Genomic DNA, 11837 nt, shown 5'->3' on the forward strand with positions numbered 1-11837 from the left:
CCGATGAGCACCGCACTTCAGTGGTTCAAGTCGACCTACAGCGGCAGCGAGGGCGGCGCCTGCCTCGAAGTCGCCTACACCTGGCGGAAGTCCAGCTACAGCGGCAGCGAGGGCGGCCAGTGCGTCGAGGTAGCCGCCTGCCCCCACACCATCCACATCCGCGACTCCAAGAACCCGGAAGCCGGCGGACCCACGCTCCAACTCACCCCCACCGCCTGGGCCGCGTTCACCGCCAGTCGGTGAGTGTCAGTGGTCGCCTCTAAAGTCACGGTCATGGCGACCCTTCCCAACCCGCTGCCGAAGCTGGCGGCCGACCCGAGTGGCAGCACGCTCGGGCTTGAACTCCCTGCCGGGAGACTGATCGACGTGACCGCCGAAGGCCCGTCGGACGAACCGTTGTTGTGGTGCGCGGACGGTCCCGCGAGGCCCGGTGACTACGACGCGCTCCGGCCCGCACGCCGGGCCGCGGGGCTGCTCCCGGTGCTGTTGGACGTGGGCGGCATCCAAGGCGGCCTGGACGAATGGGAGTTGCGGCCCGACGAGGTGTCGTATCCCGGCGATCACGACGCCGAAGAGGTGCTGGAGGAGTTCTGGGAGGAGTACGCGCCGGACGAACTCGCCCCGGATGAGGACTACGGTCATGAGTGGCCGGGACTCGCACCCGCCACCGAGCAGGAGCCCGCGGTCGACCCCGACGCCCGCGCCGCCGAGATCGCCGACTCCCTCGCGGACAGCGGCACTTGGCTGAAGGAACCGCGCCTCGCGCTGGTACCGGCCCGCCGCAGTGCGGACATCCCGGCGGCGATCGGCTGGTCGGGTCCGGTCAACTACGAGGATGACGTGGCCCGGTTGTGCGCCGTGCTGCGTTCCTGGGAGGACCGCTTCGGCATACGGGTCGTGGCCCTCACCTTCGACCAGTTGGTGCTGTCGGTGGCGGCCCCGCCGACAACACAGGAGGAGGCCGAGGCGGTGGCCGTCGAGCACTTCGCCTTCTGCCCCGACAACATCACCCAGGGCGATGACGACATACTGCGTGCGTACGCCCAGCACGAGGTGCTCAACCAGCGGGTCTGGTCCTTCTGGTGGGACTGACCTGCGACGTAAAGACGTAGCCGCAGTCCAGGTGGTGGGGGACAGCCGTCCGGGGTACGTTCGAAACGGCCTTTCGAACGCCCTGCGGGAAAGGTATCCACAACTGCGCGGCGGGCGATCACGGGTCTGACGCACCGGGGAGACACAGCCCACCGGAGGCGAGGATGAGCGGAAGCGAGCCGAAGAACCCAACCCCACAGCTGGACTTGGCCGACCAGACCGTCGTGGTGATAGGCGCGAGCTCGGGAATCGGACTCGAAACCGCGCGTCAGGTCCGGGCCGCCGGTGGCCAGGTGGTCATGGTGGCGCGGGATCCGCAGCGGCTGGAGCGAGCCGCTGCGGAGGTCCGGCCGCGGAGCACCGCGACCTTCGACGCCGCCGACACGGACCGGCTCCAGCAGTTCTTCGGTGACCTGCCCTTCACGGTCGACCACGTCATCTCCACGGCCGGCGGTCCGTTGTACGCGCCCCTGGCCGACATGGACGTGGCGGAGACCAGCCGGCACATCGGCGAACGCCTCGCCATGACGCTCGGGATCGCCAAGTACAGCCGGGGCAGGGTCCGGGACGCGGGAACCCTGTTGTTCATCGGCGGCACGGGCGGCCGTCGCCCCGGCATCGGCAGGTCCGTCACCGCGGCGCTCACCGCCGCGCTTCCCGCCCTCACCGCGAACCTGGCCCTCGAACTGGCGCCGGTCCGCGTGAACCTCATCGCCGCCGGATTCGTCGACACCCCGTTGTCCGCCTCCCTCCTGGGCGACCAGATCGACGCACGGCGTGAAGAGCTCCGCTCCTCGCTGCCGATCGGCCGGGTCGTCGGCCCGGCGGACGTCGCCGCTCTGGCCGTACACATCATGCGCAACGAGGCGTTGACCGGCGCGACGTACGACATCGACGGCGGACAGCAGCTGCTGTCCTGACGCGAGCGCGCAGGGAACGAACACAGAGTTTGCACTTCCGCATCCTCAAGTCCCGCATGCGTCATAGGATTTCCCCGCTCTCCACTAAAACGATCCAGTAGCGTGACGGACACGACGCCGATGAAGGTGAGCCTCGTGAGCACGGCTGCGCATCAGGGCGGTACCGGTCCCGACTTCCACGTCGCGCACGGCAGAAAGGCTCCTTTCGCATGCCCAGATCCAGCAGACCTGTTCTCACCGCCGCCTTAGGACTCGCCCTCCTGGCCACCGGATGCTCCCTGGTCCAGGACAACACCGTCTCCTCCAAAGGACCCACCGTCCTGGGGTTCATCAACGGAGGCACCGACCCGTACCACACCTGCCTGCAGACGGCGGTCACGTCGACCACGAAGAACAACCTGGCGAAAGTGGTGACCGCCAACTCGCACGGGAGCAAGTCGGCGGAACTGAGCAATGTGCGGCGCATGATCGCGGACAAGGTCGACGCCATCATCCTGATCAGCGTGGACGCCAGCGCCCTGAACGCCGACATCACCGCGGCGCGAAAGGCGCACGTACCCATCTTCCTGATCGCGTTGATGCCCGCGGACGACAGCAAGATCCTCGGCGCCGCCGTCGGCGACCTGACAGGTATCGGCAAGCTGGACGCCCAATGGGTCGGCGACGACGCCGCCGGCAAGTCCGTCAAGGCCGGTGTCATCTCCGGCGACGGGAGTACGTCGTCCAACATGATGGTCGCCGGATTCACCAAGAACCTGCCGACGAACGTGCAGGTGGTGGGGGAAGAGCTGGGCATGTACAACCAGCCGACGGCCAAGGCCGCCGCAGCGAAGCTGATCCAGGCCCACCCCGACATCCAGTACGCGTTCGTCGCCAACGAGGACATGGCCTTCGGCGCGCGTCAGGCGTTCGACGCGGCGGGCGCGCAGAGCGTGAAGATCGTGACCGCCAACGGGACCGATCCGGGGCTCGCCGCGCTCAAGAGCGGGAAGTTCTCGGCGACCGTGTCCAACTCGGTCCAGGACCTGGGCGCCCTGGCGGTGACCCACACGCTCGGCCTCCTGCGCAAGGAGGAGAAGAACAAGATCGCACGCGTCACTGTCCGCCTGGTGACCAAGGGCAACGCGGACACCGCACACATCTACTGCGACACGGACGGCTGATCGCCAGGACAGCATCCGTCACCGAGCAGATCACGCACAACCCTCCGAGCGACAAAGGGACTTACCCGTCATGTGTAACTGCACCAGCGAATCCACCACCACGTCGACATCCCGCAGGAGTGTGCTGGCGGTCGCGGCCGCGGCAGCCGCCGTAACCGCCGCCGTGCCGCTGCTGAGCAGCTCGCCGGCTGCCGCGGCGACGTCGACGACGGCCTCCTCGACGGGTCTGTCCGTGACCCTGCTCGGCACCAACGGCGGCCCACCGCCCCTGGCGACCCGGTACGGCATAGCGTCGGCGCTGACGGTCAACGGCAAGACGTATGTGGTCGACTGCGGGCGCGGAGCGGTGACCCAGTACCTGCGCGCCGGACTGTCCATGCCGGCCCTGTCCGGGATCTTCCTCACCCACCTGCACGCCGACCACATCGTCGACTACTACTCGTTCCCGATGCTGTCGGCGGGCGTCGCGGGCGTGCAGGGCTTCCAGAGCCCGATCGACGTGTACGGCCCCGGCTCCGCAGGTATCGCCTCGACCGTCGCCGGGGCTCCCGGACTCCTGCCGGGCACCGTCGAGATGACGAAGCTGGCCGGTCAGGCGTACGCGGCCTCACCGACCTTCTTCATGACCGAGCACGCCGGCATCGACCCGGCGACCATGCTCAACGTCCACGACGTGCTGCCGCCGTCGGGTGTCGGCGCCTCGGCGACGAACTCCGCGCCGGCCATGGCGCCGTTCACCGTCATGGAGAACGACGACATGAAGGTCACCGCCGTCCTGGTCCCGCACGGCGCGGTGTTCCCCGCCTACGCCTACCGCTTCGACACCGACCACGGCAGCGTCGTCTTCTCCGGAGACACCGCGCCGACCCCGAACATCATCACGCTCGCGGCAGGGGCGGACGTCCTGGTGCACGAGGCCCTGTACCCGGCGGGGCTCGCGGTTCTCGGCCTGCCCCAGGCGCTGATCGACCACATCCTCTCGGTCCACACGGACGTCGCCGATCTCGGCCGGATCGCCGCCGAGGCCGGAGTCCGGACGCTGCTCGCCACCCACATCAGCCCGGGCCAGTCGACCGCGGTCTCCGACACGACCTGGCGAAGCCTGCTCCGCGACAGCGCCCGCACGGCGGGCTTCGGCGGACCGATGATGCTGGGCACGGACCTGCTGAACCTGCCGGTACGCCGACGCAAGACCACCCAGAGCTGAGCCGTCGGCTCAGCTCAGCAGCGTCATCCCCTCCGGCGCCTCGATCCCGAACTCCGCCTCCAGCACCCTCCGCGCCTCCCCCTCGTCCGTCAACTCCCGCTCACTCACCGCACCGTCGGCCCGCGTCTGGGTCAACACGCGTCCGTGGAGCAGGAGATGGCGTTCGGCGGTGACGCGCTGGACGAAGAGGCGCTGGGTGAAGGGGGAGCGCGGGTTCGTGGCGATGTGCCAGTTGATGACGTCGAAGTCGACGTGCTCGAAGGGCTCCAGGGTGAGGGCGTACTGCGCTGCCCAGGAGCCGTTGCCGTACGCCTCAAGCACCCACAGTTCCAGCGGCCCCTTGTGCGGAGCCCGGACGAACCGGTGCCGGCGCCCCGCGCCCTCGAACTCGGCGCCGACCCGCAGCGGTACCGGTTCCAGCAGCGCGCCGATCGCCCCGAAGCCGACGTCGGCCAGATACGGCTGCGGGTCGCCCGGCACCTCCACGAGGAGCGCCATGTGGGTGCGCGGGCGGCTCTCGATCCGGTCCGCGCCCACGACCACCCTCGCCGTCAGCAGAGTCACCCCGAAGCCCAGCGCCCTCAGCGCGGCAGCGAGCAGGGTGTTCTGCTCGTAGCAGTAGCCGCCGCGCCGACTGTGCACCAACTTGGCCATCAGGTCCGGCAGTTCGAGCGAGGGAGCCGTACGCCGGAGCGCGTCCAGGTTCTCGAACGGGATGCCCCGCATGTGCGCGAGGTGCACACCGCGCAGCGTCGCCGTGTCGGCCCGCCGCTCCCCCTCCCAGCCGATGTGCGCGAGGTAGGAGTCCAGGTCGAAGGCATCTCTGTCGGACATGCCCCCACCCTACGGAATCACCGGGTGCACCCCGGTCACTGCTGGGTGGCCGGCTCCAGTGCCTCCACGGCCGCTGCCGCCGCCGACGAGTCCTGGCCGTAGAAGATGTCGATGTCGACCTCCTCGCCGCCCATGGTCAGGGTGTCCCAGGCCCCGCTGAGGACGAGCATGCGCAGGGTGCGGGACTCCAGGGTCCGGAGGCGTTCGAGGATCGCCTCATCGTCCGGCATTCCGGGGAGGCGGGGGGCGAGCCGGTCGCGGATGGCACCCATGCGCTCCAGCAGGGTCGCGGTGTCCGCCTCACGGTCGGGCTCCTCCGTGATCCCGTCGATGCCGTGGTCGATGATGTCCTTGATCGCCCAGGTGACGCCCTGGTCGTCGGTGGTGACCATCGCCTTCCACGCGCGGCTCTTGTGCCGGTACTGGAGCATCGACATGGCGGCCTCGTGCCGTAGGAAGTCCGCGTCCCGGAACGGCCGTCCGTTCCAGGCGCTGTTGAGGGAGCGGGCGAGCGAGATCGCCGACGCGAGGCCGCTGTTGAGGCCGCGGCCCGGCCAGAAGTGGATGGCGTTGGCCGCGTCACCGAGGAGGAAGCCGTAGGTGCCGGGCGAGTTGACCGTCGGGGGCAGCAACTCGGCGGAGAACCGCGGGCGTTGCACCATGTCCAGGCGGAAACTGGTGACCGCGCTCAGGTCCTGGTCCGAGACGTCGAACAGCCGCAGCCCCTCGTGCACCCGCTTCCAGAGGGGTGAGCCCTTGATCAGGGCGGGCAGGAACAGCGTGCCGTGGGTGGCGCACTGGAAGTCGCCGTGCTCGTCGCGGTTCATCAGGCACGGCCGGGAGGCGATGCACTCCTCGAAGACGCGGCGGACCGGGTCGATGCCGATGACCTCCGTCAACTCGGCGTCGGTCAGCCGCATGTTGAGGAAGCCCTCGCCGCGCAACGAGTTGAGCAGGAACCGGTTCTGAGCCACCGTCAGCAGGATCGCCATGGGGTCGGGCAGTTCCGACTTCACCCTCAACCCCAGCACCACGTCCCGCAGATGGACGCCGTCGAGGGAGTAGATGGACTCGTCGGCCTTGCCGAAGCGGCCTGCGAAGTGGTCCCGGGTGCGGGACCGCCCGCCGTCGCAGATGGCGAGGACGTGCTGCGAGGCGAGCTCGTCGCGCTGCTCGGCCGGGTCGAACTTGGCGGGTATGAGCCGTATGCGGTCCCGCTTCTCGTTGGCCAGCTCCAGCAGCTTGTCCTCGATGTAGGCGATCCGCATGTTGCGCGGGTGGTGGTCGCCGATCGAGTCCGGGCCCGACGGCCACATCTCGGTGTAGTGCTCCGGGTCGAAGAGCCGGTCCTGGACGTACTGCGGCCAGGCGAGGTACTGGCGACTCTGCACGGTCACCACCTGCTGGCGCCGTACGTTGCCCTCCTCCTGGCTCTTCCAGACGACGGTACGGCCCGCCCTGCGCCACCGGCCCTCGTAGACGGTGACCTTCACCTGGGCGCCCAGGAAGTGCTCCAGAAGCAGCGCCATGGACAGCCCGACGGGACCCCCGCCCACGACGGTGACCCGCAGCACGGAGCCGTCGCTCTCCTCCGGGTGGGTCACGGACCGGGGCAGGTTGAGCGCCATCAGGGTCTGCATGGCGTCGGCGACCTCGAAGCGGAACTCCTGGTCCCCGATGGTGATCTCGTCACCGGGCTGGAGCAGCCGGGACTCCACCTCCTCGCCGTTGACCTGCGTGCCGTTGCTGCTGCCGAGGTCACTCAGGACGTATCCCGTGTCCTGGTCGAAGACGATCTCCGCGTGGAAGCGCGAGACACTCGGGCTGGCGATGGCGACCGTGTTCCCCGCGTTGCGTCCGAAGGTGACGCGGGTGTCGACGATCGGGATGCGCTCTCCCGCCAGCAGACCTTCGCGTCCGACGAGCACCGGTGCCATGGCACTTCCTTCCAGAGGGTGATGACATCAGCAGCGCTGTGGCGATCAACTCTATTCTTGCGTGATCAAGTATTCCAGAGGTCAACTCGACCCATTACCAAGGAGGTTCAGGGTTTTGCCCTCAGCCCTTCCCTCAGCCTCCTGAGCCCCTCCCGGATCTCCGCCGGCGTCTGCGTCACGAAGCACAGCCGCAAGGTCGACCGGTCGGGCTCCCCGGCGTAGAAAGGCGCACCGGGGACGTACGCGACCTCCTGCTCCACCACCTGTCCGAGCAGCTCCGTCGTGTCGTACGACTCCGGAAGCCGGGCCCACAGGAACATGCCGCCCTCGGGACGCTCCCAACTGGACCCCTCGGGAAGCGAGTTGGCAAGCCCCCCGAGCATCGCGTCCCGCCGCTCCCGGTACACGGCGGCCACCCGGGCCACATGCGCGTCGAGGTCGTTGTCCGCCAAGTACCGTGCGGCGGCGAGCTGGTTGACGGTCGGGGTGTGCAGGTCGGCGGCCTGCTTGGCGACGACACAGGCCCGCAGCAGCTCACCGGGCGCGCGCAGCCAGCCGAGCCGCAGCCCGGGGGCCATCACCTTGGAGAAGGACCCGAGCAGAACCGTACGGTCGGCCGCACCCTCCTGAGCCGCGATCCACGGCAACCGCTCGCCCTCGAAGCGGAGTTCGCCGTACGGATCGTCCTCCACGATCCACAGCCCGCGCCGCGCGGCCACGGCGGCGACCGCGGCCCTGCGGTCGGCGGGCAGGGTACGGCCGGTGGGGTTCTGGAAGGTCGGCACGGTGTAGAACAGCTTGGGCCGCTCCCGCACGACAAGCTCGCCCAGCGCCTCGGGATCGACCCCCTCCGCGTCCCCCGGCACACCGACGATCCGCGCCCCGGCGAACGCGAAGACCTGAAGTGCCGCCAGATAACAGGGCCGTTCGACGAGGACGACGTCCCCCGGCTCCAGCAGCGCGGTCGCGAGCAGCGAGAGCGCCTGCTGCGAACCGGTGGTGATGAGAAGGTCGTCGGGCCCGGTGGGCAGCCCGCGCGCCGAGGTCCGCTCGGCGAGGGCCTCCCGCAGCCCCGGCTCGCCCTCGGTCGTCGCGTACTGGAGCGCCCGCGCGGGCGTCTCGGCGAGGACCGCCTGATAGGCGGCGGCGATACCGGCGGCGTCGAAGAGTTCGGGGGCCGGGAGCCCGCCCGCGAAGTTGATCACCTCGGGGCGGGCGGTGACGGCGAGGATGTCCCGCACCGGCGAACCGCCGATCGAGCGGGCCCGCGCGGCGAGCGGCGGCACAGGGGCGTGGGCAGGGGCGGGGACGGGCTCGGTGACGGTCATGCCACCAGCCTAGGAAGGTGCGTGCCACCTACAGGCAGGTTTCCGCGATCCGGACGGCCCCCGGCGGGTCAGGCCTTCTTACCGGTCGCCCCGTACACGTTGATGTCGTCGTCCGTCACGTCGTTGATGTCCCGGTAGGTGATCTTCTCGATGTCGTCGAGGCTCTCGAAGTACGCCTGGTCCACCGTCGGCGGGGCCGGTGCCGGGCCGGGGTGCCACTGGTGGGCGGGGACCACGCCGGGCTCGTCCAGGGTGATGCCCGGGGTCTCGGTGAAGAACCGCTCGACCTCGTCCTTGGTACGGAACACGAAGGTGAACCCCCGCTCCGTGTACGTCCGTTGCACCGCGCGGGTCGGGATCGGATGCATCTCGTCGGTGAGATGACTGAGCACCAGATGGCTGCCCGCAGGCAACACATCCACCAGCTCGCGCACCAGCGGGTACGCCTCCTCGTCCTCGACGAAGTGCAGGATCGCCACCAGCAGCAGGGCGATCGGCTCGTTGAAGTCGAGGGTCTTGGCGGCCTGTTCGAGAATGTCGTCGGGGCGGCGCAGGTCGGCGTCGATGTAGTCGGTACGGCCCTCGGAGCTGCTGGTGAGCAGGGCGCGGGCGTGCGCGAGGACCACCGGGTCGTTGTCGACGTACACGATCCGCGACTCGGGCTCGATGCCCTGGGCGATCTGGTGCACGTTCTCCGCGGTGGGCAGCCCGGTGCCGATGTCGAGGAACTGCCGGACACCGTGCTCCTGCGACAGCCGGGTCACAGCGCGGCGCATGAAGTCCCGGTTGTGCCGTACGTCGAGGTAGCCGCGCGGGTTGGCGGCGAGCGCTGCGGCGGCGGCCTCGCGGTCGACGGGGTAGTTGTCCTTGCCGCCGAGGAAGACGTCGTAGACGCGGGCCGGGTGCGCCTTGGTGCTGTCGATCCTCCTTCGCAGCTCGGCGGGATCTTGACTGAGGGCGTCACCGGGCATGCGCGTCTCCCAGAAGAGTGGGTCATTCAACGGACAACCAGGGCAGTGGTCAACAACCTAACTCCCGCCGGGACTTGATGGTGCCCAAGTCCCGGGGACAGGTGACCGCGCTTTCCCCGCGTCCCGCGACGTGCCCGGAAGGGACGACATCCCCGCAGGTCAGCGCCTACGGGACGGTTCCGGCGTCCCGAATCCCGCGTCGGCCGTAGCGCCCGGACCCCGCGACCGCCCAAGCTGCACCCGATGACGCTTCGCTTCGACAGGGGGAACCCATGCCCGTCCGCACCACCCGCATCCGCATCCTGGCGACCGCGGCAGCCGTACTCGCCGCGCTCCTGCTCACGGGCTGCAAGGACGGCATGGGCGTACGCGACGAAGGCCCGTCGGGCGTGACCCCCGCCTCAACGGGGTCCACGCCCTGACGGGCCTTGTAGCGCGTGCGATCAGACGTGCGCCGGAACCGCGTCGGCTTCCTTCGGGTTCGGGCCGTACTGGTTGGCGCCCGGCTGGCTGTCCGTGCAGGCGAAGACCAGCAGGGTGATGCCGCCGACGAGCGGCACGATGCCGAAGAGCAGCCACCAGCCGGAGCGGCCGATGTCGTGCAGTCGACGGACGCCAACAGCCAGGCTGGGCAGCAGGATCGCGACGTAGAAGACGATCGCGATGGCCGGCGCCTTGATCGCGATGCCGATACCGAGCAGCACGGCGTAGATGATCACGACGAACAGCGCGTACATCCAGTACTCCTTGCGGCGCGCCCGCCCGCTGAATACCGCGTACTTCTTGAGCACCTCTACGAACCAGCTCATGGTGTCCCCCAGGGATCGACGTCCAGACCGTCCGGAACGGATCAGGCCAGGCGCAGAAGGTAAGGACACTGATGCGGACGCGTCAAATTCGCATAAGTACGCGACACAAGCAGGCTTTTCGGGGCACAACCACCCATGATCACCGGCGATTTCGCGCCAGCGCCCCCTCACACCCCGAACCGAGATCATGCCGACGCCGGACCGATCTCGAAGCGTTGCCGACCGACGGGACGAACCCGTCACGGGTGGTGCGGGTGGGAACGACAACCCGGCCGAGGGCCGGGCCCCCACCAACGCACCCCGGCGTCTCAGTCGCGCAGCTTCTGCGCCGCCTCCACCGCCCAGTACGTCAGGATGTTCCGCGCCCCGGCCCGCTTGATCCCGGTCAGGGTCTCGAAGATCGCCCGGTCCCGGTCCAGCCAGCCCTTCTCGGCGGCGGCCTCGACCATCGAGTACTCGCCGGAGATCTGGTAGGCGGCGACGGGCACGTCCACGGCCTCGGCGACCTTGGCGAGGATGTCGAGGTAGGGCCCGGCCGGCTTGACCATCACCATGTCGGCGCCCTCCTCCAGGTCGAGCGCCAACTCCCGCAGGGACTCCCGTACGTTGGCCGGGTCCTGCTGGTACGTCTTGCGGTCCCCCTTGAGCGAGGAACCGACGGCCTCGCGGAACGGCCCGTAGAACGCGGACGAGTACTTGGCGGTATAGGCGAGGATGGCGACATCCTCGCGCCCGATCTGGTCGAGCGCGTCCCGGACGACCCCGATCTGCCCGTCCATCATCCCGCTCGGCCCGACGACGTGCGCACCCGCGTCGGCCTGCACCTGAGCCATCTCGGCATACCGCTCAAGGGTGGCGTCGTTGTCCACGCGCCCGAGCTCATCAAGCACCCCGCAATGCCCATGATCGGTGGTCTCGTCCAGACACAGGTCGGACATGACGAGCAGCTCGTCCCCGACCTCGGCCCGCACGTCCCGCAGCGCGACCTGCAGAATCCCGTCCGGGTCGGTCCCCGCCGTCCCGAGCGCGTCCTTCTTGCTCTCCTCCGGCACCCCGAACAGCATGATCCCGGAGATCCCCGCCGCCACCGCCTCCGCAGCCGCCTTCTTCAGACTGTCCCGCGTGTGCTGCACGACCCCGGGCATCGCGGAGATCGGCACCGGCTCACTGACACCCTCCCGCACGAACGCCGGGAGGATGAAGTCGGCGGGGTGCAGCCGGGTCTCCGCGACCATGCGTCGCATGACGGGGGTGGTCCGCAGCCGCCGGGGGCGCGAGCCGGGAAAGGATCCGTACGTCGTCATGCCGTCTACGCTACGCCCGCCTCAGGGGCACCTTTGCCGACGGTGCGTCGGTGATCAGGGTGCACAAACTGAGCCCGCGTCCGGCGCCTTTCAAACGCCGGCCGCTATGTCTCAGCCCGTCCGGCGTTTGAGGACGAGGCCCTTTCGGGGCCGAAGCGGGGGTCTGGGGGCGGCAGCCCCCAGGGATGGGACGGGTAGGGGCGGCGGGGGCGTAAAATCCCCGCGCCGCCCCCCCCCACCCACCCCCACCCGAAACTCAACCTCACGTCGTC

General features: G+C 69.3%; 12 protein-coding genes. 6 read left to right on the forward strand and 6 right to left on the reverse strand.

The annotated features are described in order from the left end of the window. Positions 1-3 precede the first annotated feature (3 nt). The 5 genes from AB0I69_RS34775 to AB0I69_RS34795 all read left to right on the forward strand — a co-directional run bounded on the left by AB0I69_RS34775 (position 4) and on the right by AB0I69_RS34795 (position 4382). Complete coding sequence (locus AB0I69_RS34775) at positions 4-243, forward strand: DUF397 domain-containing protein (protein WP_363099708.1); 240 nt, start codon at positions 4-6, stop codon at positions 241-243. Positions 244-273: 30 nt separating this feature from the next. Next, positions 274-1092 carry a DUF4253 domain-containing protein gene (locus AB0I69_RS34780; protein WP_363099709.1) on the forward strand — a complete coding sequence of 273 codons (819 nt, stop codon included), beginning with the start codon at positions 274-276 and terminating at the stop codon, positions 1090-1092. A 164-nt stretch (positions 1093-1256) separates the two neighbouring features. Then, positions 1257-2012, forward strand: a complete 756-nt coding sequence (locus tag AB0I69_RS34785) for an SDR family oxidoreductase (protein WP_363099710.1) — start codon at positions 1257-1259, stop codon at positions 2010-2012. Positions 2013-2221: 209 nt separating this feature from the next. Then, positions 2222-3175, forward strand: a complete 954-nt coding sequence (locus AB0I69_RS34790) for a substrate-binding domain-containing protein (RefSeq protein ID WP_363099711.1) — start codon at positions 2222-2224, stop codon at positions 3173-3175. A gap of 70 nt (positions 3176-3245) precedes the next feature. After that, positions 3246-4382 carry an MBL fold metallo-hydrolase gene (locus tag AB0I69_RS34795; RefSeq protein ID WP_363099712.1) on the forward strand — a complete coding sequence of 379 codons (1137 nt, stop codon included), beginning with the start codon at positions 3246-3248 and terminating at the stop codon, positions 4380-4382. A 9-nt stretch (positions 4383-4391) separates the two neighbouring features. On the opposite strand, the gene AB0I69_RS34800 is transcribed toward AB0I69_RS34795, so the two are convergent. From AB0I69_RS34800 to AB0I69_RS34815, 4 genes are all read right to left on the reverse strand, one after another. Beyond that, the gene (locus tag AB0I69_RS34800) at positions 4392-5216 is read right to left on the reverse strand and encodes an arylamine N-acetyltransferase (protein WP_363099713.1); all 825 of its coding nucleotides are present in this window, start codon (positions 5214-5216) and stop codon (positions 4392-4394) included. A gap of 35 nt (positions 5217-5251) precedes the next feature. After that, positions 5252-7153, reverse strand: coding sequence for an FHA domain-containing protein (locus AB0I69_RS34805; RefSeq protein WP_363099714.1), 1902 nt, complete (start codon positions 7151-7153; stop codon positions 5252-5254). A gap of 107 nt (positions 7154-7260) precedes the next feature. After that, entirely contained in the window at positions 7261-8481 is a 1221-nt protein-coding gene (locus AB0I69_RS34810; protein ID WP_363099715.1) for a PLP-dependent aminotransferase family protein, read from the reverse strand. 68 nt (positions 8482-8549) lie between these two features. Then, on the reverse strand, positions 8550-9452 hold the full coding sequence (locus tag AB0I69_RS34815) for an SAM-dependent methyltransferase (protein ID WP_363099716.1): 903 nt from the start codon (positions 9450-9452) through the stop codon (positions 8550-8552). A gap of 272 nt (positions 9453-9724) precedes the next feature. On the opposite strand from AB0I69_RS34815, the gene AB0I69_RS34820 reads away from it, so the two are divergent. Beyond that, complete coding sequence (locus tag AB0I69_RS34820) at positions 9725-9874, forward strand: hypothetical protein (RefSeq protein ID WP_363099717.1); 150 nt, start codon at positions 9725-9727, stop codon at positions 9872-9874. A 21-nt stretch (positions 9875-9895) separates the two neighbouring features. Here the strand turns inward: AB0I69_RS34820 and AB0I69_RS34825 are convergent, their stop codons facing one another. Continuing rightward, the gene (locus tag AB0I69_RS34825; RefSeq protein ID WP_363099718.1) at positions 9896-10261 is read right to left on the reverse strand and encodes a DUF805 domain-containing protein; all 366 of its coding nucleotides are present in this window, start codon (positions 10259-10261) and stop codon (positions 9896-9898) included. A gap of 308 nt (positions 10262-10569) precedes the next feature. Then, positions 10570-11565: a porphobilinogen synthase gene (hemB, locus tag AB0I69_RS34830; RefSeq protein WP_363099719.1), complete on the reverse strand. Its 996-nt coding sequence runs from the start codon at positions 11563-11565 to the stop codon at positions 10570-10572. Positions 11566-11837: the final 272 nt, after the last annotated feature.

Origin of the sequence: Streptomyces sp. NPDC050508 (assembly GCF_040655155.1) — a bacterium.
Lineage (GTDB): Bacteria > Actinomycetota > Actinomycetes > Streptomycetales > Streptomycetaceae > Streptomyces.